Below are 24,355 nucleotides of genomic sequence, written 5' to 3' on the forward strand. Positions count from 1 at the left end.
CCCGTGATGCCGGTCGTTCGAGACCGGGATCGTCGTGATCGGTTTCAAGAATGTGGTCGTGCCGCCACGCATACCAGGCACCCTAGGGGAGCCAAAACGTCACCCGGAACGAACTGCCGGGGCTGTAACAACAACTTCTTCAGGTGGCCGTACGGCCTGATCACCCACCGCCGAGGCCGACCACGGCGATCATCAAGGGCAGGAAGACGATGATCAGGATCGCGCCGACGATGTCGAAGGTTATTCCGCTTCGGATCATCGTGGTGATCCGGACGGCTCCGGAGCCGTAGACCACGGCGTTCTGCGGCGTCGAGACCGGCAGCATGAAGCCGAACGACGCGGCGAACGTGGCCGCGAGCGCAGGCACGAAGGGGTTGACCCCGGCCGCCAACGCCACCGGGATCACGATCGGCACCACGACCGCCGCCGACGCCGTGTTGCTCGTCGTCTCCGATACGGCGATGGCCAGCAGCACGGCGAACACGGTGATGGCGACGACGCTCGTCAGGCCCAGCGAGTCGGCGACGGAGGTGCCGATCGTCTCGGCGAGTCCGGTGTCGGCGAGTAGTGCGCCGAAGATGATGCCGCTGCCGAACAGCACGATCGTGCCCCAGTCGATCTCTGCGGCGTCCCGCCAGGTCAGCGTGAACTCGCGATTCTCCCAATCGGTCGGCAGAAGGTAGAGCAACGCCGCCCCGAAGACTGCGACCATGCCCTCGTCGAGTCGGTCGCTGATCGTGCCGTAGAGATCCGAGTCGTTGCCGGCGATCACCGCGACGACACCGGGCAGGATCCACAGCGTCACCGTGACTCCGAACGCGATGAGCGTGTTCTTCTCCGCACGCGACAGCGGACCCATTTCCGCGCGCTGCTCCGCCAGGTAGTCGGCGACGCCTTCGATGCGCCGGATCTCCGGTTTGTTGATGCGCAGCAGGATGATGGCGAGCGCGATGAACATCAGCAGGCAGATCGGGATGGCCATCACCATCCATTGCCCGAAGGTGATCCGCTCCCCCGTGGCCTCCTCGATGAGCCCGCGTCCGATGAGATTGGGTGGACTCCCGACCGGCGTCAGCAGGCCGCCCACGCTTGCGCTGTATGCGAGCATCAGCATGATCGCGGCGCCCACCCTGACGCGCAACGGGTCGAAGTCCTCGGCGACGACGCCGCGGCGCTGCATGAGCTTCGCGATGACGCCGAGGATGCCCAGGGCGGTGGGCAGCAGCATGGCCACGGTCGCGGTGTTGGATACGAACGCCGAGAGTCCGCACGTGATTGCGCCGAACGCGACGATCACACCGGTGGTGGACTGGCCGACACGCGGCAGGGTCAGGATCCGAAACGCGAAGCGCCGTGCGACGCCGTGCTTGAGCATCGCCTGAGCGAGGATGAACGCTCCGATGAACGTGAAGATCGTCGACGATCCGAACGCGGCGAGAACTTCGTCGGCCGGCGCCACGCCCAGAAACACCACGATCGCCACCCCGAGCAGCCCGCCGATCGGGATCGGCACCGCCTCGGTCACCCACAGCACGATGACGCCGAGCAGCACGCCGGCCAACGTCTGCTGGTTGGGCGGTATGTCGATCGGCAGGGCGAGGAACGCGATCGTGATCAGCGGCGCCAGAAAGAGCCCGATCGTGCGGCGGCCCTTCTCGAATCGCTCCTCGGCGGGTGAGAGCTGCTGTTCGCCGAGGCTGCGATAGGTGGTGTGCCCGAGCAACGCCTTGTCGACGTCGGTGCGGTCGCCCTGGTTCTCGGCTGTCATGGTCCCTCCCCTGCGACACGGATTGGTACGGAAGTAGTACCCAACAACGAACGTCCTAGTCGTTGAAGCAGCATGTTTTCTCCCGGACGGGGCAGCACGACCGACGCCTAGGCCGTCACCGTGTTTCTGGGAACGATCAGCACGGGCACCGGAGCGTGACGCAGAATCTTCGAGGCGGCCGAGCCGAGGAATACGTGGGCCGCGGGTCCGGCCGCGCCCGAACCCAGCGCCAGCATGTCGCCGGCTTCCCAGGAGACGGCCTCCACCGCTTCGCGCCAGTCGTGGCCGCTGCCGACCACGACGTCCACGTCGGGAACCGGGATTCGGGCGCGAACTGCGTTGAGCTGTTTGACGATATCGTCGCGCGTCCGGCGTGCCCACTGTTGGACGACGAGGTCCTCCGTCGATCGCTCGATCGCACCGCCGAACATCGTCATCGGCCGCACCGTGAACGACACGATCCGCAACTGCACCGGCCACTGTCTGGCCAGTTCGGCGGTGGCGGCAACGAGACCGTTGACGTCGGCCTCGCCGCCGTACGCGACGGTGATCCGGCGGATGGACTCGGGCACCGGCGGGTAGCCGCGCGGAGCGATCGCGACGGGCACTGACGCGGTGTGGACCAGCCGTTCGGTGACGCTGCCCAGCGTCACCCTGCCCAGCAACCCGGACGACGACGACCCGACAACGACGAGACGCGCGTCGTGGGCGGTGACGAGTTCGATCAAACCTGTTGGAATGGAATCGGATTGGTGGACGATGCGGGGAATGTCCAGGCCCCCGGGCAGCTGGCCGACCACCCTGTCCAGTGCGTGCGAAGCCTGCTCGGTGACATAGCCCAGGTATTCGCGTTCGATGGGGTCGTCTTTCGCCGGCCACGGCCGTTCCACGATCGCCGCGGCCACTACCTTGTCGCCGGTCCAGCGTGATATCTGCACTGCCAGGTTGAGGGGCGCGGTGCCCTGACGGCTCGAGCTGAAGCCGGCGATGATGGTCATCGAGGCGATCCCTCTGCGGCGACCGGGGCGGCGATGACGTGCGTCACCGGCACATCGTGCTCGGCGCGCGCACGGTCCACGACGTCGAAGCGGTGCCATATCGATTCTTCCGGTGGCAGTGTCGAGATGACGATCTGATCCGGACGGAACGAGTCGACGGCGGCGGCCAGTGCCCGCAGCGGCCGGTAGTCGCCCAACTCGCCATCGGCTTGGAGGTTCTCCGCGCGGAGTGTCGCCAGCGTGTCGTCCAGCCGCCGTTGTGCGACCTCTCGGGTCGCTTCCGCGACGTCGAGTGGACCGTGGGTGGCGGCGGTTCCGGTCTCGATCGGGCTGGCCGGCACGACCACGAAGTAGGTGGCATCCCGATCGGCGTCGATACGCCGGAGCTCGTCGAGCATTTCCTTGGACTGGACGGTCTGGTTCGCCAGCACCAGCACACGGTGTGGCCGTGTCGTCGCCGTGACCCCTTCCACGACGGGGCGCCGACCCACGAACCACTTGTTGGCGAGGAACAACACGATGACGACGGCCCACGACAGCAGGCTCAGCACCAGTTGCGATCGCACATCCTCCTGCAGATACATCTGCACCAGGATCGCCACAATCGCGGCGGCGGTGATGATCGACACCACCGGGAACAGCCACATCTTCACCCGTAGCTCCGAGTCCGGGGTGCGGTACCGCAGCACGATCTGGGAGACGGCGATGAGCAGGTAGACGAACAGGATGACCGCACCGCTGGAATTCAGCAGGAAGGCGAAGACGGTGTCCGGTGACACTGCGGCGGCGATGACACACAAGAAGCCGACGACCGAGGACGCGAGTATCGCGGTGGCAGGCACCCCTCGACGGGTCACCCTGACCAGCTGTGCGGGCGCCTCCCGGCGCGCCGCGAGCACGAACAACATGCGGGAGGCGGTGTACATACCCGAGTTGAGGCAGCTCAACACGGCCGTCAACACCACGGCGTTCATGATGTGGTCGGCGTACGGGATCCCCATTTCGGTGAACGCGGCGACGAAGGGGGAGGCGGCCGCATCCTCGTCGTTCCACGGCAGGATCGTCGCCAGCAGGAACGTGGAGCCGACGAAGAACACGGCGATCCGCACGATCACCGAGTTCGCGGCCTTGGTCACCGCCCGCTCCGGGTCCGCCGACTCCGCGGCGGCGATCGTCGCGATTTCGGCGCCGACCATGGAGAAGATCACCGTGACCACGCCGACGGTGATGGCCATGGCGCCGAACGGCAGGAACCCGTCATGGCTCCACAGGTTGGAGAAGTCGAGCGATTTGTTCGGCCACACCCCGAGAACGAACAGCGAGCCCAGCCCGATGAACACCACGATCGCGGCCACCTTGATCCCGGCGAACCAGAATTCGAACTCGCCGAACGACGACACCGAGAACAGATTCGTCGCCGTCATCAGGATCATCAGAACCAACGCCGACAACCACAACGGGATGTCGATCCAGTACTGGATGATCGTCGCGCCGGCGATCGCCTCGAACCCGACGACGATCACCCAGAAATACCAGTACAACCAGCCGACGGAGAAGCCGGCCCAGTTGCCCAACGCGGCGCGGGCATAATCGGCGAACGACCCGGTGGACGGATTGGCCACCGCCATCTCCGCCAGCATCCGCATGACCATGATGATCAGGACCCCGGCGAGAGCATAGGTGATGAAGGCGCCCGGACCGGTGTCGCCGATGACGACACCCGAGCCGACGAACAGGCCCGCGCCGATCACCCCGCCGATCGCAATCATCGTCAGCTGCCGCTGACTCAGCGCCTTCTTCAAAGTGGGTGTTGCACTCATGACGTCCCTCCGATACTCGACGCACCGGCTACTCGCTCTGTTGGCGAGACCGGCTGTCGGATTCCGTGGGATGTACTCGGCTGGGCACGCGACCAGAGGGAAAGCCGCAGGGGCTTGAATCTCAATCGTAAGCCGCAGTGTCCGTCCGGCGAGCGGGATCGGGCAGCTGGATCCGGAGCGCGCTGCGCGTGAGTGCGCCGGAACTTCCGCCCCGGGCAGGCGACAGCGCCCCCAGAAGTGCGCACAATAGAAGGGTGCAACCGGCGCGCCTACTCCACAGCACGAGGTAGAGCGGCCGCAAAGGAGTTCACGATGAATTCGAAGAAGACCGTGGCGGCAGCCGTGATCGCCGGTGCGCTGGGCTTCGGCGCACTTGGACTCGGCACTGGCACGGCAACTGCTGATCCATGGCCACCGCCGATTCCCGGTATCTCGGTACCCGACGTGGTTCCACCGCCCGGACAGCTGGGGCAGCTGCCGTTCATCCCACCGCCTGGCCAGTTGGGACAGCTTCCGTTCGTGCCGCCCCCCGGCCACTGGGACAAGCCGTGGAAATGGCTTCGTTGAGCTGAGTCGGGTGTGCGCGGGCTTGACCAACTCAGACCGATTTGCCGCGCAGTCGATCAGCGGGCGAGGGCCTAATGGCGCGTCTTGGTGCCGTCAGTGTGGTTTCCGCCTGCCGTGCAGGGTGAGTACGTCGAGGTGGGCGCCGATCTCCATGACGGCGGACAGCCGATGCTCGGGTGGCAATTCGTCGAGTTGCCGCCTTCGGTGAGTCCATCGCATCGCTTTCGCCACGTGGTAGGCCGTGGTCGCGCCGGCAGCGATGTGCTCACACACTTCGTCGAGCCGCTCACGGTGGTGGTGGAGAATCTCGTCGACTCGATCGCGGGTGCTGGCGGTGACGGGGCCGTGAGAAGGCAGCAGTGCGGTGTCGGGAGACCTCGAACGAGTTCGAGGGAGCGGAGATAGGAACGCAACGGATACGGTTCGGGTGCCCACTCGAAACCGATCGACGGCGTGAGGCGCGGCAGAATATGGTCACCCGAGAACAGAATTCGGGTGTCGGTGTGTCGGAAGACGACGTGCCCTCGGGTGTGTCCCGGGGTGGCAATCACCTCGAGCGCCCCGTCGCGTAGTGGAATCACGTCACCGTGGTCGAGCCAGCCGTCCGGTCGGCCGTGGGCGATATCGGCCCCTTCCCTGGCTTCCCCATTTCGTGCGATACGCTCAGCGAGTCTCGTTGCCCCGCACCGTGTGAGCAACGGCGGATGATTGGAAACCGTCCCACATCGGTGAGGAAACTGTCGATACTGCGGCGCTCTTCTCGGCCAGCGAACAGTGCGCAGCCCGGCGTCGTCCGCCACGCGAATGCCTGCGAGTAGTGATCTCCGTGGTGGTGTGTTGCCAGGCAGACGGTGATGTCGTCGAGTCGGTGGCCGAGTTGCCGTAGCGCGGCGCTCATGGCCTGCTCGGTTTCCGGGCCGACCCAGCCGGGATCGATGACGAGCAGGCTGTCGGCACCCTCGAGCACGTAGGATTGACCGCAACCGGCCCGTCCACGGGTAGGGGCCGGGGAACCCGGTCGGTCCTCGCTAGGCGTCGCGGCGACCTATGCGTTCGTGGCGAAGATCGGGCTGGCGGAGGCGAACGGGCTGATTTCCATCCGGCGCGTCCGCCATTCGCCGTCACGCCGGACGAATTCCAGCGCATAGCCACCCGACAGCAGTTGGTTGACGCCGTCGTCGGTGAGCCGGAAGTAGAAGACGTCGGTCTTCGCGGTCGCGGTGTCACCGTCGATGTCGATTACGGGATTGGTGATGTGGTGGTGGCATTTGGGCGCCTGATCCCATACCTTGTGCACCAGTGCGCGGATTCCCTCGATCCCGTGGCCCTCACCTCGGGGTAGTACATAGTCCGCGTCGTCGGACCAGATGCTCATGAACGTCTCTTCGTCCTGCTTGTCGATGCCGTGGCAGTACTTCGACATCAACATCTTGATTTCTTCGATGTCGATCACCCACTGGATTTTCTCCTGCGGGGTACCTGCTTGTTCTGTCATGTCGTGTCCGAATGTTCATCAGCGAGCGTCCGTTCGTCGAGCTGTCGCTGCGCGAGGTGGGCAACAGCGAAGTGATTCGCCAGATCGAAGCGGGGGACTGCGATATCGGTGTGTTCGCCAGCGTCGGCGAACCGAAGTGCGTCGCCGCCGAGATGGAACTCCTCGGCAGCGAGCCCCTCGTAGCCGTACTGCCACCAGAACACCTTCTCGCAAATAGATGTTCCGTGAGATTCGGCGAACTTGCCACCGAACGGCTGATCGCAACACACACGACGGTGGTGAACTTCCAGGCTCACGGGGCAGAAGCCCGCGATTTCCGACATGTGGTGCGCACGCGTGAGGTGGCACTCGGCATGGTCCTGGCCAGCCTGGGAGCCACGGTCGTCCCGCAGCGAATGGCTACCCAGGCAGCAGACTCCGAGATGCTGGTGCGGCCGCTCGACGAGAGTTGGGCGGTGCGACGCTACAACGTTGCCACGACGACTCGGGTGTTCGGTGCCCCGACGGTCGCCGCCTTCCTCGGGTGCTTGATCAGACAGGTGCCGCAGACCTCCGCAGAGTAGATTTCCGCCGCAGCGGTCGGGGAGCCATGCTCTGAGCTGCACACTTCGACGCCCTCGAAGTGACCTTGCCGAATTGCCAACTGACTGTCGTGATCAGCCGTTCGATAGTTGTGGAGGAGTAAGTCACAACGGATCGGGTTTGTGAGTTGAACCTGATCGCCATGCGAAAGTCTCCGACGGCTGAAGGTGAATCACAGTGCGGCAAGCGAATTCCGGGCACTTTTTCATCGTCGGCGGGTGGCAGAACGTGGCGATGAGTGATCGTTGCACCGTCTCATCGTCTCTCGGACGGGGTGGTCGGTCGCCTTGCCGGGCTGCCAGGCCGCGCGGCGGATAGAGCATTCGCCTTCAATCCAAAAATTGGCAGGAGTTACGTCATGGTGCTGGCGCCAGGAGATCGATGATCACCGAGTGCGCCGCGGCGACCACCAGCCGATCCTCCACCTGCGCGGTGAGGGTGGTCGGTTCCGCGTGCAGATCGTTGAAGTCGGCGAGCATTTTCTGCGCGTACCGGACCAGGACCGCACCCGCCTCGGTTGGCGCCACGCCTGTTCGTGCCCGGTGCAGGAGGGGGAGGCCGAACATGGCTTCGAGAGCCTGAATTCGCTTCGTCGCTGTCGACGGGGCGATATGCTCCCGCGCTGCCGCGAGCCCTATTTGACGTTCTTCGACGGCCGAAAGAAAGAGCCTCAGGCTGAAAAGGTCGACCTGCCACTGCATGGTTGGAGCATAGTACCGATCAGTCGGATCACCCGGTCCACGTCATGACAGTCGCGCAGGCTCGGGAAACCCCCGGTTCGCTCAGGACGAATTCACGTCGTCGGACTCGTCGAGCGGGCGGTCGAGCAGCTGCTTGACCAGTGCGCGCGCCGCCGGGCTCGGACCCCGCCCGCGAGCGGTGGCGAGGTGGATCCTGCGCGCCGCCCATGGCTCGGCGAATTCCATCACCGCGACGCGGCTCATCGTCTCGTGACTGATTAGGCATTCCGGCTGCACGGTGACGCCCATGCCCGCCTGGACGAGACTCATCGCGACCTCTCCGCTCCGCACGGAGTGCCTGGAATCGAATTGCTCTCCCAGTCGATTCGCAGCGGCCCGAAACGCCGGAACCATCGCGCGTGCCGCAACCAGCTTTTCGGGCAACAGATCCTGGAATGTCACCGCCGTCTGCTCGGTGAGCCGGTGCCCCAGCGGCACCACGGCGACCAGGCGATCTCGCCGGTAGGGCGTGACGTCCACACCGTCCAGATCGAGTTCGTGTGCCGCGGCAAAGACCCCGAGGTCCGCTTCACCACGCGCGACCTGCTGAACGATCTCGGCATTCTCGGTCTCGCGCACGGCCAGGTCGACGAGGGGGTACTCACGGCTGTACTCCCCCAACTCACGTGCCAGGAACGGAACGATGATCGATCGCGCAGACACAATCGTCAGGTCCCCCTGCACGCCTTCGGTCAACGACGCGATCTCCGATCGCATCTCCTCGAGGCTGCCGAAGATCGAGCGAACGTATCGCTCGAGGACCGCACCGGCGGGGCTGGGGACAACACCTCTGGGCCCACGATCGAGGAGCTTGATCCCGGCGATTTCCTCCAGAACCTGGATCCGCTTCGTCGCGGTGGATGCGGCGATGTTTTCCCTGATCGCGGCCAATCCTATCTGCTGCTCCTCGATCGCGGACAGGAACAACCGCAACGTGAACAGGTCGACCTGCCGAATCAGATGAAGCCTGTTGAACAAAGCCATACCGCCCTCCGAAACATGCACTCGGCCATGCCAATCGAGCCGTGTCCGTGCGACCGGGGCCGCACGAGACCGCTTTCAGAACAGGGTTGACGTGGCCCAGCTCACTCCCTAGTGTTCCAGATCATACCATCGTAGTTACGAACCACGTGTTCATATATATGAACATGCCACGGTCTTCGTCCGACGCAAGAGAAGAGGCTCGACCCGTGACACAGCCCCCGGAATCCCTCCACCGCTCCCCCGAGCCGCCACGCCGGAAGCCGAAAAATGTCGGCCCCGCCGTCGTGGTCGGCACCGCGCTCGAACTGTTCGACTTCTACCTCTACGCATCGATGGCGGCGCTGGTGTTCGGCCCGCTGTTCTTCCCCTCCGCGAACTCCACGGTGAGCACCCTCGCCGCGTTCTCCACGTTCGCGGTCGGATTCCTGGCCCGCCCTCTCGGCGGAATCGTGTTCGGCATTCTCGGCGACAAGATCGGGCGCAAGGCCGTGCTGTCGTTCAATCTCCTGCTGATGGGCCTGGCCAGTGGCTGTATCGGCCTGATCCCGTCGTACGAAACGATCGGGATTGCCGCACCCGTGCTGCTGGTGCTGTTCCGCATCGTCCAGGGACTCGGTGCCGGCGCCGAATTCGGCAGCGCCATCGCGATGTCCTACGAGCACGCCGACGCGAAGTCGCGCGGACGGCAGGGCGCGTGGCCGGCCATGGGAGTGAGCGTCGGCCTCCTTGCGTCCTCCCTGGCAGTGGCCGCCGTGACAAGTCTGAGCGACGACGCCCTCTATAGCTGGGGCTGGCGGATCCCCTTCCTGGCCAGCTTCGTCCTCGTCGCTCTGGGCTACTGGATGCGCCGGAACCTGCCGGAGACCCCCGACTTCGAAAAGGTCGCCGCCCAGGCTCAGACCCGCAAGAAGGCGCAGCCGTTCCGTGACCTGCTGAAGCACCACTGGCGTGGTCTGACCGTCGTCGCCGTGTCCACCATCGGCGTCAACGGCATCAGTTACATCTTCAAGACGTTCTCGCTGTCTTATCTCTCCGAGTTCCGTGACGTCGCCGCCAACGTCGGCGCGTTCGGTATCAGCCTCGCCAGCGCCGTTGCGCTCGTGACCATCCCCGTCGCCGGACGGCTCTGCGACAGCACCGGGACACGTCGGATCATGCTGATCGGCGCCGGGTGTGTGGCCGGGCTAGCGTTCCCCTTCTTCTGGCTCCTGAACACCGACCGGCCGGTCTACATCTGGCTCGCGCTCATCCTCACCGTCGGCATCGTCCAGCCCACCCTGCTCGCAGCCTCCGGATCCTTCCTCGCCCGGCAGTTCCCACCTGAGGTCCGTGCCTCGGGCCTCGGCGCCGGGCGGGAAGTCAGCGGTGCCCTCGCCGGTGGCCTCGCTCCGCTCGCGGCACTGACCATGGTCAGCCTCTCCCCGACCCATTCCACGTGGGGCGTCTCCCTGATCTTCATCGTCGGCGCAATGCTCATCGCGGGCGCAGCGCTCGGCGACCAGTACCGCACCATCAGCATCAGCAACCACACCGGTGCCACCGAAAGCGCTCCGGCCGCGCAGTGAGTCTATCGGGGCACTGCCCGACGTGGCAGTGCCCCGATCACCTGTAGTCTGATTCGATCCGCGATCGAGGAGAGGGAGAGCCACGTGCCGCCGGTTCCTGGTGAGGCGAAAGAGCACCGCACGGTCTCACGTGTGATGACGATCCTCGAGCTCGTCTCCCAGAGTGCGAACGGGCTGTCACTCGCCCAGCTCGCCGCAGCGCTGGACGCCCCCCGGTCGTCGGTGCACTACATCGTGAAGGGCCTGGTCGCCACCGGCTACCTCACCGAGAACGGCGCTTACACCCTCGGCCCCGCGGTGGGCACCCTCCTCGCGACGCAACAACCTCCGGTCGACCGAGTGGCCCGTGCGAGCCTGGAATCCCTGCACAGCCTCTTCGACGAAACGGTGACGCTCTGCGTGCGGATCGGGGAATCCGTCGTGAACATCGACATCATCGAGTCGACACAGCCGATTCGATTCTCGCCCGCACTTCACGTTCGCCGCCCACTCTTCCCGTCCACCGCCGGCAAGTGCTTCCTGGCCTACGCAGATCAGCGGTTCCGCGACACCTACCTCGACATCCACATCGAGGAGACCGAGAAGCGCCGACGGGCACGCGAGGAACTCGACCGCATCGCACGCGAGGGAATCGGATACGCGAGCAAAGAGGTGACACCCGACCTCGGCGGCGTGGCCGTCCCGGTCTTCCACGGCGACAAGCACGTTGCCGTCCTCACGGTCGCCGGGCCGCGAACACGAATTGATACCCGACTCGAGAAGATCGCCGACGCCACGAAAACCGAAGCCCGGCACGTGGCCGAGCGCATGATGGCCCAGTAGTTCCGCCGGAAATCTAGGTCGCGGCGCTCGAATTCTTCGGCAGGGCAGCACCTTCCCCCTGACCGAACCCACGGAGATCGACAGCACGCCGGGCGTTTCCGACCGCGGTGACGGTGACGGAACCGACCACCCCCAGCCGGTCGAACACCTGCCCTGTCCCAACGGAAATGCCGTGCTGCTCGACACGATCCAGCCCGGCCAGTCCGAGTTCGAGCCCCTCCGGCAGCCGTGCCAGTGCGAGAGTCACATCAGCGTTGATGAACTCCAGTCCCGCACTGCCCACATTGCTGACGACATTCGCGGCATCCGCGACGCTCGCGGCCATCTGAAACGCAGTCGGCGACTCACCCTCGACCACAGGGATCGCACACTGCCAGATCTGCTTCCGATCACCGTTCTGCGGTGCGTCCGCGGGCGTCGTCCAGCCCGCACCGTCGCTGCAGTACAGCCGTTCGGCAGTGCCCGCCGACCGCTTCCAGTCGTCAGGTGGCGGCTGCGGGTTGTTGCCCGGAGCCCACACGATCCCGTCCGGTGTCGTCGTGGGACTCAGATACAGTGCGCTGGCCCGCGCCACCGCTTCCCCGTTCTGGGTCAGCACCGCGTCGACGAGACAAAGGCGACGCCCCTCGCGAACAACGGTGGCGGACGCGACGGACGGTTTCATCCCCGCGGTGCGGAAGAGGTCGAGCGTCCACCGAACCGGTTGGAGGTCCTGACGCCCGAGTGCCTCCACAGTTCTCTCCGCGGCCCGAGCAAGAGCCCCACTGACCGCCATGCCGCGCATATGTTCGCTGCCCCAGCCACTTCCGGCGGATGATTGGGGCAAGCATTCCTCGGACTGGACATCGCGACCGGGCGCCAAGCGAAAGAAGGCGGACGTCATCCTCGATTCTCCTCTGCTTCGTTTTCGAAAAAAGGTATCGGTCGTCACCCAGATTCGATTGGCGACGTTGCCGGCGCAACTCCGCTACTGTGGCCGGTTCCACACATAGAACTCTTCCGCAGATTATCCTTGGCGCGAAACCGCGTCAATTTTCGTATTTTCGAATCATCCACTTCCCGGGAGCGAAGCGTCATTTCGCATTTTACGAACTGGCGATTTCTTCCAGAGAAACCGCAGTCACGTTTGACGCCAAGTCATTTCACGGCGTACATGTTGCGTATGCCACAAACGGAATTGCGCGTGTTCGACAAGCTCTATATCGGTGGTGAATGGGTCGACCCCATCGACGGCGTCACGGCCGAGAGTATCGACCCCGCATCGGGACAGCCGTGGGCGGCGGTTGCGATGGGGGGTGCGGGTGACATCGACCGTGCCGTCTCGGCAGCGTCCGAGGCGTTCGCAGGCCCGTGGCGCCGCACCCCCGGTCATGAGCGCGCAGCGTTATTGCGACGGTTCGCCCAGCTTTTCGAGGAAGCGATTCCCGAATTGGTAGAACTCGAGTCCCACGACACGGGCGCCCTGAAGTCCGACCTCCGCGGGAGTCTGGCTGCACAAGTGCAGTGGTATTACTGGTTCGCCTCGCTCGCCGACAAGACCCAAGGCCGCACGATACCGATGGACGACACGGTGCACGCCTTCACCACTATGGTGCCGATCGGTGTGGTGGGTGCAATCGTGCCCTGGAACGCGCCGTTGCTGACCACGTGCACGAAGATCGGGCCCGCCCTCGCTGCAGGTTGTACGGTCGTCCTCAAGCCCGCCGAACAGACTCCGGTGTCCGCACTCGTCCTAGCGCAACTCGCGGAGAAGGCGGGGTTCCCACCGGGTGTCCTCAACGTCGTCCCCGGTTACGGTCGCACGGCCGGTGCGCGCCTGGTCGCTCACCCCGACGTCGGCAAGGTCTCGTTCACCGGCTCGACCGACACCGGCCGGCGAATGGTGGCCGACGGCGCCGACAACCTCAAGCGATTCACGTTCGAACTCGGCGGCAAGGCGCCGCACATCATCTTCGGCGACGCCGACTTCGATCAGGCGCTCAATGCGGCCACCGCCTCGGCTTGGCGGTTGTGCGGGCAGAGCTGCGCGCTCGGGTCGAGGGTGCTGGTAGAGCGATCGATATATGACCGCGCTGTGGACACCTTCCGCACCCGGGCCGCCCAGGTACGTGTCGGCATGCCGGCCGACGAGACCGCACGCATGGGACCGCAGGCGCACGAGGAACAACTGAACAAAACCCTGTCGTACGTGAAGATCGGCCAGAACGACGGAGCAGAACTGATCGCCGGAGGCGAACGGATCCTCACCGACGAACTGGCACCCGGATACTTCGTTCAGCCCACCGTTTTCGCCAATGTCTCCAACGACATGCGGGTGGCACGGGAGGAGATCTTCGGACCGGTTGTCGCGCTCATCCCGTTCGACGACGAAGACGAAGCTGTAGCAATCGCGAACGACACCACCTACGGGCTGACCGCCGGGCTGTGGACGGGCAACATCGGTCGCGCACATCGGGTCTCGAACCGGATCGAAGCCGGATCGGTGTGGGTCAACACCTACTCGTTCGTGCGCTGGTCGCTTCCGTACGGCGGATTCAAGGCGAGTGGCTGGGGGCGGGAGAACGGCATCGACGCCCTCGCCCCGTATATGGAGACCCGCACGACGGTCATCGGCCTCACCGCGCAGTTCCCCAACTATTTCGAGAACACGGAGGATTGATCACGATGCGTGCAATTGCCTTTCCGGGCGACGACACCACTGTCATCAGAGAGTTCGACGACCCTGTACCGGGGCCCGGCGAGGTCGTCGTCCGGGTCCGAGCCTCGGGCATGTGCGGAAGCGACCTCCTGTTCCGTCGGGGCGCGATAGCTGTCGGAACCGACATCGTCCAGGGCCACGAACCGTGCGGGGACGTCCACGCCGTCGGTGACGGCGTGACGCCGATGATGGCGCGCGTCGGCGATCGAGTGATGATTCATCACTACTGGGGCTGCGATGCGTGTCCCGCCTGCCGCTCCGGCTGGCCGCAGATGTGCGAGCGCGAACCCTCGAAGGTCATGGGAATCTCCGCGAACGGTGGGCACGCCCCGTTCCTCAAAGTGCCTGCTCGCACTCTTCTACCGCTTCCGGACACGTTGAGCTACAAGGCCGGGGCAGCGATCGGGTGTGGAACCGGCACGGCGTGGGGTGGCCTGCAACGACTCGGCAATGTAGCCGGAGAAACGATAGTGGTATTCGGCCAAGGCCCCGTCGGTCTGTCGGGCACGATGCTCGCGTCGGCGCTGGGCGCGACCGTCATTGCCGTGGACATCGATGACAAACGATTACAGCGCGCCAAGAGTTTCGGCGCGACCTCGACCATCAACTCGCGGTCTTCCGACGTCGTCGGGACGATCACGGACCTCACGGAAGGTCGCGGCGCACCGCTGATTCTGGAGACTTCGGGCAAGGCGAACGATGATGCTCTCGCAGTACTCGCCCCCTGGGGCCGCGCATGCTTCCTCGGCCTGCCCGGGCATATCGAGTTCGACGTGCAAGCTCACTACAAGAAGCAATGGACGTTGATGACGTCGTGGACGATGTCCACGATCGAGCAACTGCGGTGCGCCGAGTTCATCGCCGCACGGAATCTCCCCATCGACGACATCTACACCCATACCTGGTCCCTGGATCAGGGTGTGGAGGCGTACGAATGGTTCGCGCAGCAGAGCGACGGCAAGGGTGTCTTCGAGTTCTAGCGTTCAGATCGACCGGCCGCCGCATTCCCCTCGACGGTGGCCTGACCCATCCCGAACGGGTAGGGGGCGGACGCGCGTCGCGCGTCCGCCCCCTACCCGCCGGTTTCAGGAATCGAAGACCACGACTCCACGCAGATTGCGTCCGGCCTTCATGTCGTCGAAGCCGACGTTGATGTCGTCGAGGGAGTAGCGGGTGGTCACGAGCTCGTCGAGCCGAAGCTGCCCGCGCTGATACATCTGCAACTGTGCCGGGATGTCCGCGGTGGGGCAGCTGGCCCCGAACAGGGAGCCCTGCAGCCGCTTCTGGTACAGGACGAGCTCGTGCAGGTTGATGTCACCGTCTTTCACCGCGACGTCACCGAGCCCGACCGCCACACACGTACCAGCCTTGCGGACGGACTGCAGACCCTGTCCCACATGATGTCCGCTGGTGACGCCGACGGTGACAATGGTGGCGTCGGCGCCCTGACCGTTGGTCATCGACCGGGCCACCTCGGTGGCCTCCTCGATGTCGGCGACGGCATGGGTGGCCCCGAGTTTCAACGCCGATTCGCGTTTGAACTCGACCGGGTCGACGGCGATGACGGCGCCCGCGCCGGCGTGTGCGGCGCCCTGGACGGCATTGATCCCGATCCCGCCGATGCCCATCACGATGACGACGTGTCCGGGCCTGATCTGTGCGGAGTTGACCGCCGCACCCCAGCCGGTCCCCACGCTGCACCCGGTCAGGCACGCGACGTCCAGCGGGATCGAGGGATCGATCTTGATCGCCGATGCCGTCGAGACGGTCACGTATTCGCAGAATGTTCCCAGACCGGCGAGCTGTCCGACCGGCGCACCGTCGAGGGAGAGTCTGAACGAGCCCGGATCGTCGAAGCGGGCACCGGTGGCGAGGAAGCGGCCGAGATCGCACAGGTTCTGATGACCGGTGGCGCACCATCGGCAGCGACCGCACACCGGGAGGAAGGAGAAGACCACGTGGTCGCCCTCGACAAAGCCTGTGGTGCCCGGTCCCACTGCCTCGACGATCCCCGAGCCTTCGTGGCCACCCGCTATCGGGAGGATCCCCGGTTGCTGGTCACCGGTCGCGAAGTGGTCGTCGGAGTGGCAGAGGCCGGTGGCGGCCATCTTGACCCGGATCTCCCCAGGCCGGGGATCATCTACCGCGAGCTCTACCACCTCGTAGGTGCCCGGCGACTGCCGCAGGACAGCGCCCCTGGTCAGCATGAGCGCACCGCCCGCGCGCTGGAATCGGACACCGCCCTGCCCGCACTGACGCGATCATTCGGTGTTCTCATAGTGCATCCACTCCTCTTGGTGACGATCCTGCTGGTGAGCGCCGGTGATCACCGGCGTACGTTCGATGACCTCAACCGGCAGAATGCGCACGGTGTCGACCATTGCCGACACGGCGCCGTTGTCTTCGTGCGCGGACAGCCGCCGCAGCACGGGTAGAAATACTGCCTCCGTGAATGCTGTCACTGTTCAGTCGAATTCGTCAATGGCGGCATAGAATTGGTGAAATGGATCGACGGAATTCGATCCGTTCGAATCGACACTTCACGTTTCTTCAATTGGAACCGACACAGGCGAGCAATAGACTCGAGGTGGTCGATTGGAGCCGAAATATGAAGAAATCCCGTGGCCCGCTCGAGGGCGTCAAGATCGTGGAACTGGGCGGCGTCGGGCCCGTTCCGTTCTCCTGCATGCTCCTGTCCGACCTGGGGGCGGACATCATCCGGATCGACCGGCCGCCGGGCTACGACGGCGGCGCGCCGGTGGATCCGCGATTCAATCTTCTCAATCGCGGACGCCGCAGTGCGGCAATGGATCTGAAGAACGAGGCGGCCGCTGCTGCGATCCTCGACCTCGTACGTCGGGCCGATGTGCTGGTGGAGGGTTTCCGTCCCGGCGTGGTTGAGAAGCTGGGAATCGGCCCGGGCGACTGTCTCGCCGCGAATCCGGCACTGGTGTACGGGCGGATGACGGGTTGGGGGCAAGACGGCCCGCTGGCACAGGCAGCAGGTCACGACGCCAATTACATCTCCGTGACCGGCGTGCTTCACGCGATCGGGGCCAAGGATGGACCACCGACGCTACCGCTCAACCTTGCAGGCGACTTCGGCGGCGGTTCACTGTATCTGGCGCTGGGAGTGGTTGCGGCCCTTCTCGAGAGCCGACTGTCCGGCCGTGGACAGGTGGTCGATGCAGCGATGGTGGACGGGTCGGCGTCGTTGATGACCCTGTTCTACGGCCTTCACGCCGCCGGATACTGGCGCGACGAACGCGGAGCCAATCGGCTCGATTCGGGCGCGCCCTGGTACCACGTGTACGAAACCTCGGACGGACGCTGGCTCAGTGTCGCCTGTAACGAAACCCGATTCTGGCGCAACACTCTTCGCCTTCTGGGACTGAATGAATCCGACATGCCCGATCAGCACGACCGGACCCGCTGGCCGGAGATACAGGAACGGTTCGCCGCAGTGTTCCGGACCCGCACCCGCGACGAATGGTGCGCCGTTGCCGAAGGGGAGGACGCGTGCTGGGCGCCGGTGTTGTCGTTGACCGAGGCACCGCAGTACAAGCACCTCGTTGCGCGCGGCACGTTCACCGAGGTCGACGGCGTAGTGCAACCGGCGCCTGCGCCTCGGTTCAGCCGCACTCCGAGCGCGATCCAGTGCCCGCCCGCCGCGCCCGGACAGCACACCGACGACGTTCTAGGCGACTGGGGTTTCACCACCGAACAACTCGCCGCGCTCCGCGCAGCGGGCGCAATCACCTGACCCTCGGCTGCGCCTCACAACAGGATTCACATTCGTCGAATCATTGATTCGAAAAGAATCACTAGGTTCGACAGCCGTGCAGTTCTAGCATTTATTCAAGCGGTGCAACCGAAATACGGGCACCATTCCTTCCGATCTGGAGAGAAGAAATATGAATTCGAACTTCCTCAACGAATCTCAGACCGCCTGGCTCGACGTCGTGAACGATTTCATGGACAACGAAATCACCGTCGAGTACGTCCGGCATTGCGACGAAAATCGCCTGTACCCGTACGAGGCATACGAGAAGATCGCCAAGCAGGGCTGGCTCGGCATCCTGTTCCCCGAGGAGTTGGGCGGCTCCGGCGGCGACATCTTCGACTACTCGCTGATGGCAGAGGGACTCGGCAAGTTCGGATTCGACTTCGCGTGCTCGGTACTCGTTCCGACCTTCACCGCCATGAACATTCTGAAGTTCGGCACCAAGGAGCAGCAGGACCGCTACGTCAAGCCGTTCATCGACGGTGACATTCGCTTTTCGGTCTCGATCTCCGAGCCCGACGCCGGTTCGGACGCCGCCAACACCAAGACCCGCGCCCGCCGCGACGAAAACGGCGACTGGGTGATTACGGGCTCCAAGCTCTGGTGCTCAGGTGCAGCGGCTGACAACACGGTCATCGCGATGCTGGTTCGCACCGACACCTCCGACAAGCACAAGGGCCTGTCGGTGCTGCTGATCCCGAATGACACCCCGGGACTCGTCATCAACAAGCTGCCGACCCTGTCGCGGCACGCGACCGGCACCACCGAGATCTTCCTCGACGAGGTCCGGGTTCCCGGCGACGCGCTGCTGGGCGAAGAGGGCCAGGGCTGGAAGGTCATCACCGACCACCTCGAACTGGAGCGTTGCGCCGTCGCAGCCGCTTACACCGGAAACGCGCAGGAGGCGGTCAACAACGCCAACCGGTATGCGCACCAGCGCACTCAGTTCGGCAAGCCGATCCGTGAGTTCCAGGTCCTCAAGCACATGCTGGCGGAGAACCAGACCCGCGTCGACGCTGCTCGTCTGCTCTGCTACCGGGCCGCCGCGATCAAAGCCGAGGGCACCCCCGCCGCCCGCGAGACCTCGATGGCCAAGCTGTACGCGTCGGAGACCCTCAAGCAGTGTGCGCTCGACGGCATGCAGATTCTGGGCGGCTACGCCAACCTGCCCGAGGGCGACATGGAGCGCTACCTGCGCGAGTCGATCCAGTGCACGATCGGCGGCGGCACTTCGCAGATCCAGCGCACGATCATCGCCAAGTCGATGAAGCTGACCAACGCCTGAGTCTCCCCCGATCACCCTTCACGTCCCAAGGAAGCAGCGATGACAACGACGAATCCCGTAACCATCAACAACCGCATCGACATGCCGCTCGACGAGATCGAGGTCGGCACGGTGTTTCGCAGCGGTGGTCGCACCATCACCGAGACCGACGTGGTCAACTACTGCGCGCTGACCGGGAACTGGATCGAGATCCACTCGAACGTCCACTACGCGGCCCAGACCCGTTTCGGTGAGCGCCTGGTACAGGGGTCGCTGACCTACTCCATCATGACCGGCCTGATCACCTTCGGTCCGCCGATCCAGGCGAACTACGGGATCAACAACCTTCGGTATCTCACGCCGGTGCACATCAACGACACCATCTACGTCACCGCCGAGGTCCTCGCGAAGAAGGACAAGGACGACAAATACGGCGTCATCACGCTGCTGATGAAGGCGCTCAACCAGAACGGCGACGTGTGCCAGAAGAGCGAATGGAGCCTATTGATGCTGCGCAAGCGCGAGGATCTCGAGGCCCTGGTCGGCGCGTCGCTGCCTACCGAGCGCGCGAAGAGCTAAGTATGTCGTCTCGCGGACGTCGCCGTCGCGAACCAGCGCTGGGGGTGCATCATCCCCCGCGCGGCGAAGGCGATGTTCGGCGAGATCGACCGCCAGATGGTGCTGTCGTCGCCGTAGGTCGCGGCATAGTCGTGGACACAATCGACCGGGAGCGGGACGATCTACTCGTACAGCACGGTCATGCGTGGACCGACGCCCCGTCTGGACCACGATCGTGCCGTACACGGCCGGCTTCGTGCAGTTGGCCGACGGCTACACCGTGTTCGCACAAATCGACGGCGAACCCGACGCCGCCGCGATCGGAAGGCCGATCACGACGCGTTTCGTACAACGTGGGGATCAGAAACTCCCCGTATTCACATGACGGACCACCAGTAGGAGCAGTGACATGACCGGACCATTGGAGGGTGTGCGCATCCTGGACCTGACATCGAACTTCATGGGCCCGTACGCGTCGCTCCTGCTCGCCGACATGGGCGCCGATGTCTGGAAGATCGAGTCACACACCGGCGATACGACTCGCGGTGTCGGCCCGTCCCGCAACCGCGGGATGAGCGCGATCTTCCTGCACCTCAACCGCAACAAGCGCAGCCTCGTCCTCGATCTCAAGTCCGCCGGCGGCAGCGCCGCACTCGAGCGGATGATTGGTTCCGCCGACGTGCTGCTGTACAGCTTGCGGCCACAAGCGATGGCCAGGCTGGGGTTGAGCTACGACGACGCCCGCGCGATCAATCCGCGGATCATCTACTGCGGCTGTTTCGGGTTCGGCCAGAACGGCCCCTACGCCGACCGGCCGGCATACGACGACCTGATCCAGGCAGCGGTCGGTATGCCGGTACTCCAGAGCCGTAAGGCAGGTCCGCCGACCTATGTGGCCACCGCCATTGCAGACCGCGTCGTCGGTATGGCTGCGAGCACGGCCGTGTCGATGGCACTGTTCCGGCGCGAGAAGACTGGTGTGGGTCAGGAAGTCCAGGTACCGATGTTCGAGACGTTCGCGCATTTCGTCATGGGCGACCACCTGTACGGGCACACGTTCGATCCGCCGATCGGCGATTGGGGGTACGGCCGGATGATGAACCCGGACCGCCGCCCGTATCGGACGCTCGACGGCGGCTACCTCGGGGTGAACGTCTACGTCGACAAGCATTGGCAGCGCTTCTTCGAAATCTCCGGGCACCCGGAGATGGTCGAGGACCCGCGTTTCGCCGACATCAACGGACGGACCCAGAACATCGGCATCCTGTACGAGTTCCTAGGGCAGGTGTTCGAAACGAAGACGACCGCGGAATGGATGAAGCTCCTGACCGAAGCGGATATTCCGGTCATCGAGATGAACACCCCGGAATCGTTGCTGGACGATCCACACATGAGGGAGGTCGGCTTCTTCGTCGACCAGGACCACCCCTCGGAAGGCCCGCTGAAGACGATGGCGATTCCGCAACAGTGGAGCGAGAGTCAGCCGGACCTGCGGTACCCGGCGCCGCGCCTCGGCGAACACTCGGTGCAGTTGCTCACCGAAGCCGGTTTCGATCGCGGTGAAATTGACGAGCTGCTGAATTCCGGCGCCACGTACACACCCGACGTGCGCGCCGCGCATTCGGCCGGCTGACCACCAAGGAGGAAGACGATGCAGCGTGATCTGCCGTTATCGGGAGTTGTCGTGGTCGAGCTGGGCGACAGTGCCTCGGCACCGTTCAGTGGGAAGATCCTCGCGGAACTCGGCGCCGAGGTGTGGAAGGTGGAGCGTCCGACGGGCGACTCCGCCCGCGGCTGGGGGCCGAGCACATGGAAGGGCAGCGGCGCCGCGTTCCATGCGCTCAATCGCGGTAAGCGTTGCATCAGCATCGACATCAAGGATCGAGATCAGCTGAAGGCGCTGCACACGCTGATCGCCGAACGCGCGGACGTCTTCATCCACAATCTCCGGCCGGGTTCCAGCGCGAAGTACGGGCTGGACGCCGACAGCCTCCGGGTGACCAAGCCGGAGTTGATCTATTGCGAGATCGGCGCGTTCGGACATGTGGGTCCGCTGAACGCACTCCCCGGATACGACCCGCTGATGCAGGCATTCTCCGGAATCATGAGCATCACGGGCGAGGAGGGACAGCCCCCGGTGCGGGCAGGGGTGTCCATCATCGACTTCGGGTCGGCGATGTGGGCGGTGATCGGCATCCTGTCGGCGCTGCATCGCCGTCAGGTGAAACACGCCGGTGCGACGGTCAACGCGTCGCTCCTCGAGACCGCCATGGCGTGGATGTCGATCGGTGTGGCGAACTACAACGCCGACGGCGAACCCGGGGGTCGCCACGGGTCGGGTGTCGCTTTCATCGTCCCGCACCGCGCGTACTCGACCAGCGACGGCGATCTGATCGTGAGTTGCGCCAACGACCCGCTGTTTGCTCGCCTCTGCGCCGCGCTGGGACATCCGGAGTGGTCGGCCGACGATCGGTTCGCCACCAACGCTGGGCGGTTGCAGAACCGGGCCGAGATCGACCGGCTGATCGGTGAGCAACTGGTGAAGGAATCACGTGCCCACTGGCAGGAACTGCTGCAGGCAGCGGGCATTCCGGCGGCACCCATCCAGACCACCGCCGAAGTCGTCGCCCACGAGCACACCCATGCGCTCGGGATCATCGGCGCGCCGTCGGACGACGAGATCGGAACGGTCGGTCTGCCCCTGTCGTTCGACGGCCGCCGTCCGCCGCCCTTGCACGCGGCCCGGGACATCGGGGCGGACAACGACCAACTTCCCGAAGTGCTGAAGATCAAACCCTGACGGCCGTTCCGACACCGCAGTCGGCCGGGGATGCCGGACCCCGCGTCGCACGTCACGACGATGAAGGAGGACCGTCTCACGTGTCAGGGACGGTCTCCCCACTCGCCTCCTCCACCGCGGCGCGTCTGCCGTCGGCGAAAGCCACGCCGAGCACTACCGCGGCCGCGGCGCACGCCGCGGCATAAGTCGGTCCCGGAAGGGTTGCGACAGCGAGCACGACCAATGACACCAGCGCGATCGGCCGCGACACCGGGACGTCGTTCATCACCATCCGCATGTACCAGGATTGCGCGGCAAAGAAGAGAAATGGACCACCGAACAGCAGCGCGTTCGTGGCCGCGTTGGTATGGCCCGTCGGATGTGCGATCACCAACTCGTCCCCGACGGCGATCGCGAGCAGGCCCGCGACCATCACCAGCAGAGCGTTGGTGGCATGGTGGCCGATCCTGACCGGGTCGCGATTGGTGACTGCCTGGCTCACGGCGGCGCGCTCGGACCGACGGAAATACGCCCACCACAGCGCTATGGTTCCGATCACCGCGACGGCCCCGGTGAACAGAGTCATCGGCCCCATCGGTGCACCGGCGACAGCGGCGCCCGTGGTCAGCACCGTTTCACCCAGCGCGATAATGAAGAACAGGCGAGTCCGTTCGAAGTGGTGTTCCGACGCGAAGTCGACCCGCTCGGAGTGGATGCGTTTGCCGGGCAATGGGTGCGCGGACAGTAGCCCGGCGAGATCGATAACCGCGGCGCCGCTCCACAGGAGGAGGCGCCACGAGTTTTCGATCACCGCACCGGCGATCCACAACGGTGCGGTAGCCAACAGCCACACCAGGGTGCGCTGGAAGTGGCGGTGCATGACATCGCCAAGGCCGGTGGTCAACAACCAGATCGTGCGGCCGAGTTGGATAGTCAGGTATGCCGCGACGAACAACCACCCGGCCTCGCCGAACGCTTCCGCGATCGCGACGTTCATGAACAATCCGAGAACCATGATCACCAGCAGCATCATCCGGACCGGCGACTGTTCCGGGTCGGTGAGCGTGCCTGCCCAGGAGGTGTACGCCCACACCAGAAATACGGCCAGGTACAGGACCACAGTCTCCACCAGCCCAGTCCAGGTCAGGTAGTCGAGGAGGTGGTGCGAGAGCTGCCCGATCGCGAAAACGTAGACCAGGTCGAAGAACAGCTCGAGGGGACTGACATGTTGGTCGCCCAGGTCTCGCTGCAGCGATCGCTTGCCCGATGCACTCATCGTGGTCCTCCCGAAGTGGCCGTCCGCACGTGTCGGGTGTTTTACTGCATCGTATGCGGCGAGGGCCCGCACCCCACCGCAGCAGTCTTGTCTTGTGAATCTTCCCTGAGCACGGAGTACCGCCGCGTCCGGCGACGACATCAGGTCACTTCACGCCCTACCGAAGGTTGGCTGTCGAGGGTCTCCTGCTGACCCGCGAGCCCAAGCACCGGCACTAACCCTCGTCCGACCTCTGCGTTTCGTACTTCGACAGCTCAATCAGGTTTCCGTCCGGATCGCGGATATACACACTGGTCATCAGCCCCATCGCGCCGTTTCGCTGGACGGGACCCACTTCGACCGATACACCCCTGTCGGAAAGTTCGCCGAGAACCTCCTCGATGGACTCGTCGACGATCAGGCAGACGTCCGCACTGCCGGGTTGTGCATGCCGCGCATTCGGCTGCACCTCGCACCCCTGCTGATGCAGATTGATCTTGCTGCGACCGAATAGCAAAGCCCGGCGATCCTCGCCGTACCGGTGTTCGGACATTCCCAGCACCGTCGAGTAGAACTCGACGGTGCTGGGAATGTCGGCAACAGTCAGGACGAAATGGTCGATATGTGCGACACGCATCAGTCTCTCTCCGTTCTCGTTCGAAGGACAGTGCGCTGT

24 protein-coding genes and 2 pseudogenes are annotated in these 24,355 nt (G+C 64.7%); 11 read left to right on the forward strand and 15 right to left on the reverse strand.

The features are described 5' to 3' along the window. Nucleotides 1–160: 160 nt before the first annotated feature. The 3 genes from FND50_RS32515 to FND50_RS32525 all read right to left on the reverse strand — a co-directional run bounded on the left by FND50_RS32515 (nucleotide 161) and on the right by FND50_RS32525 (nucleotide 4,586). Nucleotides 161–1,768 carry a DASS family sodium-coupled anion symporter gene (locus tag FND50_RS32515; RefSeq protein WP_144288474.1) on the reverse strand — a complete coding sequence of 536 codons (1,608 nt, stop codon included), beginning with the start codon at nucleotides 1,766–1,768 and terminating at the stop codon, nucleotides 161–163. Nucleotides 1,769–1,875: 107 nt separating this feature from the next. Continuing rightward, a complete protein-coding gene (locus FND50_RS32520; RefSeq protein WP_007301793.1) occupies nucleotides 1,876–2,766 on the reverse strand; it encodes a universal stress protein in 891 nt (296 codons plus the stop codon). Beyond that, nucleotides 2,763–4,586, reverse strand: coding sequence for an amino acid permease (locus FND50_RS32525; protein ID WP_144288475.1), 1,824 nt, complete (start codon nucleotides 4,584–4,586; stop codon nucleotides 2,763–2,765). The genes FND50_RS32520 and FND50_RS32525 overlap by 4 nt, the downstream gene beginning before the upstream one ends. Before the next feature lie 312 nt (nucleotides 4,587–4,898). Between FND50_RS32525 and FND50_RS32530 the strand changes: the two genes are divergently transcribed. After that, on the forward strand, nucleotides 4,899–5,153 hold the full coding sequence (locus FND50_RS32530; RefSeq protein WP_144288476.1) for a hypothetical protein: 255 nt from the start codon (nucleotides 4,899–4,901) through the stop codon (nucleotides 5,151–5,153). Nucleotides 5,154–5,246: 93 nt separating this feature from the next. Here the strand turns inward: FND50_RS32530 and FND50_RS36375 are convergent, their stop codons facing one another. The 4 genes and pseudogenes from FND50_RS36375 to FND50_RS32545 all read right to left on the reverse strand — a co-directional run bounded on the left by FND50_RS36375 (nucleotide 5,247) and on the right by FND50_RS32545 (nucleotide 6,648). After that, a complete protein-coding gene (locus tag FND50_RS36375; protein ID WP_186301361.1) occupies nucleotides 5,247–5,426 on the reverse strand; it encodes a hypothetical protein in 180 nt (59 codons plus the stop codon). Between the two features lie 152 nt (nucleotides 5,427–5,578). Then, nucleotides 5,579–5,734, reverse strand: a pseudogene (locus FND50_RS37930) (MBL fold metallo-hydrolase); the annotation flags it as partial. Beyond that, nucleotides 5,731–6,120, reverse strand: coding sequence for an MBL fold metallo-hydrolase (locus tag FND50_RS37935; RefSeq protein WP_144288477.1), 390 nt, complete (start codon nucleotides 6,118–6,120; stop codon nucleotides 5,731–5,733). The gene FND50_RS37935 and the pseudogene FND50_RS37930, both read right to left, overlap by 4 nt. Before the next feature lie 78 nt (nucleotides 6,121–6,198). Continuing rightward, nucleotides 6,199–6,648, reverse strand: coding sequence for a nuclear transport factor 2 family protein (locus tag FND50_RS32545; RefSeq protein ID WP_144288478.1), 450 nt, complete (start codon nucleotides 6,646–6,648; stop codon nucleotides 6,199–6,201). An 11-nt stretch (nucleotides 6,649–6,659) separates the two neighbouring features. Here FND50_RS32545 and FND50_RS32550 point away from each other — a divergent pair, with 11 nt between their 5' ends. Then, the gene (locus tag FND50_RS32550) at nucleotides 6,660–7,211 is read left to right on the forward strand and encodes a LysR family transcriptional regulator substrate-binding protein (protein ID WP_144288479.1); all 552 of its coding nucleotides are present in this window, start codon (nucleotides 6,660–6,662) and stop codon (nucleotides 7,209–7,211) included. A 375-nt stretch (nucleotides 7,212–7,586) separates the two neighbouring features. Here the strand turns inward: FND50_RS32550 and FND50_RS37320 are convergent, their stop codons facing one another. From FND50_RS37320 to FND50_RS32560, 3 genes and pseudogenes are all read right to left on the reverse strand, one after another. Continuing rightward, nucleotides 7,587–7,757 carry a hypothetical protein gene (locus tag FND50_RS37320; protein WP_260850783.1) on the reverse strand — a complete coding sequence of 57 codons (171 nt, stop codon included), beginning with the start codon at nucleotides 7,755–7,757 and terminating at the stop codon, nucleotides 7,587–7,589. A gap of 39 nt (nucleotides 7,758–7,796) precedes the next feature. Next, nucleotides 7,797–7,931 (reverse strand): annotated as a pseudogene (locus FND50_RS37940) (LysR family transcriptional regulator); the annotation flags it as partial. An 81-nt stretch (nucleotides 7,932–8,012) separates the two neighbouring features. After that, on the reverse strand, nucleotides 8,013–8,954 hold the full coding sequence (locus tag FND50_RS32560) for a LysR family transcriptional regulator (protein ID WP_144288481.1): 942 nt from the start codon (nucleotides 8,952–8,954) through the stop codon (nucleotides 8,013–8,015). Nucleotides 8,955–9,160: 206 nt separating this feature from the next. On the opposite strand from FND50_RS32560, the gene FND50_RS32565 reads away from it, so the two are divergent. Together FND50_RS32565 and FND50_RS32570 are read left to right on the forward strand one after the other, a co-directional pair. Next, the gene (locus tag FND50_RS32565) at nucleotides 9,161–10,519 is read left to right on the forward strand and encodes an MFS transporter (protein WP_144288482.1); all 1,359 of its coding nucleotides are present in this window, start codon (nucleotides 9,161–9,163) and stop codon (nucleotides 10,517–10,519) included. 135 nt (nucleotides 10,520–10,654) lie between these two features. After that, complete coding sequence (locus tag FND50_RS32570) at nucleotides 10,655–11,341, forward strand: IclR family transcriptional regulator (RefSeq protein WP_260850784.1); 687 nt, start codon at nucleotides 10,655–10,657, stop codon at nucleotides 11,339–11,341. A gap of 13 nt (nucleotides 11,342–11,354) precedes the next feature. Here FND50_RS32570 and FND50_RS32575 read toward each other — a convergent pair whose 3' ends face one another. Then, the gene (locus tag FND50_RS32575; RefSeq protein WP_222105591.1) at nucleotides 11,355–12,074 is read right to left on the reverse strand and encodes an acyl-CoA thioesterase domain-containing protein; all 720 of its coding nucleotides are present in this window, start codon (nucleotides 12,072–12,074) and stop codon (nucleotides 11,355–11,357) included. Nucleotides 12,075–12,158: 84 nt separating this feature from the next. Here FND50_RS32575 and FND50_RS32580 point away from each other — a divergent pair, with 84 nt between their 5' ends. Together FND50_RS32580 and FND50_RS32585 are read left to right on the forward strand one after the other, a co-directional pair. After that, nucleotides 12,159–14,000, forward strand: coding sequence for an aldehyde dehydrogenase (locus tag FND50_RS32580; RefSeq protein WP_222105592.1), 1,842 nt, complete (start codon nucleotides 12,159–12,161; stop codon nucleotides 13,998–14,000). A gap of 5 nt (nucleotides 14,001–14,005) precedes the next feature. Next, entirely contained in the window at nucleotides 14,006–15,019 is a 1,014-nt protein-coding gene (locus tag FND50_RS32585) for a zinc-binding dehydrogenase (RefSeq protein WP_144288486.1), read from the forward strand. Between the two features lie 105 nt (nucleotides 15,020–15,124). On the opposite strand, the gene FND50_RS32590 is transcribed toward FND50_RS32585, so the two are convergent. Both FND50_RS32590 and FND50_RS36380 read right to left on the reverse strand, forming a co-directional pair. Continuing rightward, complete coding sequence (locus FND50_RS32590) at nucleotides 15,125–16,246, reverse strand: NDMA-dependent alcohol dehydrogenase (protein ID WP_144288487.1); 1,122 nt, start codon at nucleotides 16,244–16,246, stop codon at nucleotides 15,125–15,127. Nucleotides 16,247–16,300: 54 nt separating this feature from the next. Beyond that, nucleotides 16,301–16,468: a hypothetical protein gene (locus FND50_RS36380; RefSeq protein WP_186301179.1), complete on the reverse strand. Its 168-nt coding sequence runs from the start codon at nucleotides 16,466–16,468 to the stop codon at nucleotides 16,301–16,303. Nucleotides 16,469–16,647: 179 nt separating this feature from the next. On the opposite strand from FND50_RS36380, the gene FND50_RS32595 reads away from it, so the two are divergent. The 5 genes from FND50_RS32595 (at nucleotide 16,648) to FND50_RS32615 (ending at nucleotide 22,445) form a co-directional block, all read left to right on the forward strand. Further along, complete coding sequence (locus FND50_RS32595; RefSeq protein WP_144289221.1) at nucleotides 16,648–17,802, forward strand: CaiB/BaiF CoA-transferase family protein; 1,155 nt, start codon at nucleotides 16,648–16,650, stop codon at nucleotides 17,800–17,802. Between the two features lie 151 nt (nucleotides 17,803–17,953). Beyond that, a complete protein-coding gene (locus FND50_RS32600; protein WP_144288488.1) occupies nucleotides 17,954–19,108 on the forward strand; it encodes an acyl-CoA dehydrogenase family protein in 1,155 nt (384 codons plus the stop codon). 39 nt (nucleotides 19,109–19,147) lie between these two features. Next, a complete protein-coding gene (locus tag FND50_RS32605; protein WP_144288489.1) occupies nucleotides 19,148–19,666 on the forward strand; it encodes a MaoC/PaaZ C-terminal domain-containing protein in 519 nt (172 codons plus the stop codon). 388 nt (nucleotides 19,667–20,054) lie between these two features. After that, nucleotides 20,055–21,278 (forward strand): CaiB/BaiF CoA-transferase family protein, encoded by a 1,224-nt coding sequence (locus tag FND50_RS32610; protein WP_144288490.1) that lies wholly within the window; start codon nucleotides 20,055–20,057, stop codon nucleotides 21,276–21,278. Between the two features lie 18 nt (nucleotides 21,279–21,296). Then, on the forward strand, nucleotides 21,297–22,445 hold the full coding sequence (locus tag FND50_RS32615) for a CaiB/BaiF CoA-transferase family protein (RefSeq protein WP_144288491.1): 1,149 nt from the start codon (nucleotides 21,297–21,299) through the stop codon (nucleotides 22,443–22,445). 76 nt (nucleotides 22,446–22,521) lie between these two features. Here the strand turns inward: FND50_RS32615 and FND50_RS32620 are convergent, their stop codons facing one another. Both FND50_RS32620 and FND50_RS32625 read right to left on the reverse strand, forming a co-directional pair. Next, complete coding sequence (locus FND50_RS32620; RefSeq protein WP_144288492.1) at nucleotides 22,522–23,700, reverse strand: low temperature requirement protein A; 1,179 nt, start codon at nucleotides 23,698–23,700, stop codon at nucleotides 22,522–22,524. A 214-nt stretch (nucleotides 23,701–23,914) separates the two neighbouring features. Continuing rightward, nucleotides 23,915–24,316: a VOC family protein gene (locus tag FND50_RS32625; protein WP_144288493.1), complete on the reverse strand. Its 402-nt coding sequence runs from the start codon at nucleotides 24,314–24,316 to the stop codon at nucleotides 23,915–23,917. Nucleotides 24,317–24,355: the final 39 nt, after the last annotated feature.

Source organism: Rhodococcus sp. WB9, assembly GCF_007558985.1.
Lineage (GTDB): Bacteria > Actinomycetota > Actinomycetes > Mycobacteriales > Mycobacteriaceae > Rhodococcus_F > Rhodococcus_F opacus.

What these genes read in the sequence shown, in the direction of transcription:
- FND50_RS32515 (WP_144288474.1), bottom strand. Translation starts at nt 1,768, where the DNA reads ATGACAGCCGAGAACCAGGGCGACCGCACCGACGTCGACAAGGCGTTG.
- FND50_RS32520 (WP_007301793.1), bottom strand. Translation starts at nt 2,766, where the DNA reads ATGACCATCATCGCCGGCTTCAGCTCGAGCCGTCAGGGCACCGCGCCC.
- FND50_RS32525 (WP_144288475.1), bottom strand. Translation starts at nt 4,586, where the DNA reads ATGAGTGCAACACCCACTTTGAAGAAGGCGCTGAGTCAGCGGCAGCTG.
- FND50_RS32530 (WP_144288476.1), top strand. Translation starts at nt 4,899, where the DNA reads ATGAATTCGAAGAAGACCGTGGCGGCAGCCGTGATCGCCGGTGCGCTG.
- FND50_RS32545 (WP_144288478.1), bottom strand. Translation starts at nt 6,648, where the DNA reads ATGACAGAACAAGCAGGTACCCCGCAGGAGAAAATCCAGTGGGTGATC.
- FND50_RS32550 (WP_144288479.1), top strand. Translation starts at nt 6,660, where the DNA reads ATGTTCATCAGCGAGCGTCCGTTCGTCGAGCTGTCGCTGCGCGAGGTG.
- FND50_RS32560 (WP_144288481.1), bottom strand. Translation starts at nt 8,954, where the DNA reads ATGGCTTTGTTCAACAGGCTTCATCTGATTCGGCAGGTCGACCTGTTC.
- FND50_RS32570 (WP_260850784.1), top strand. Translation starts at nt 10,655, where the DNA reads ATGACGATCCTCGAGCTCGTCTCCCAGAGTGCGAACGGGCTGTCACTC.
- FND50_RS32585 (WP_144288486.1), top strand. Translation starts at nt 14,006, where the DNA reads ATGCGTGCAATTGCCTTTCCGGGCGACGACACCACTGTCATCAGAGAG.
- FND50_RS32590 (WP_144288487.1), bottom strand. Translation starts at nt 16,246, where the DNA reads ATGCTGACCAGGGGCGCTGTCCTGCGGCAGTCGCCGGGCACCTACGAG.
- FND50_RS32595 (WP_144289221.1), top strand. Translation starts at nt 16,648, where the DNA reads ATGAAGAAATCCCGTGGCCCGCTCGAGGGCGTCAAGATCGTGGAACTG.
- FND50_RS32600 (WP_144288488.1), top strand. Translation starts at nt 17,954, where the DNA reads ATGAATTCGAACTTCCTCAACGAATCTCAGACCGCCTGGCTCGACGTC.
- FND50_RS32605 (WP_144288489.1), top strand. Translation starts at nt 19,148, where the DNA reads ATGACAACGACGAATCCCGTAACCATCAACAACCGCATCGACATGCCG.
- FND50_RS32610 (WP_144288490.1), top strand. Translation starts at nt 20,055, where the DNA reads ATGACCGGACCATTGGAGGGTGTGCGCATCCTGGACCTGACATCGAAC.
- FND50_RS32615 (WP_144288491.1), top strand. Translation starts at nt 21,297, where the DNA reads ATGCAGCGTGATCTGCCGTTATCGGGAGTTGTCGTGGTCGAGCTGGGC.
- FND50_RS32620 (WP_144288492.1), bottom strand. Translation starts at nt 23,700, where the DNA reads ATGAGTGCATCGGGCAAGCGATCGCTGCAGCGAGACCTGGGCGACCAA.
- FND50_RS32625 (WP_144288493.1), bottom strand. Translation starts at nt 24,316, where the DNA reads ATGCGTGTCGCACATATCGACCATTTCGTCCTGACTGTTGCCGACATT.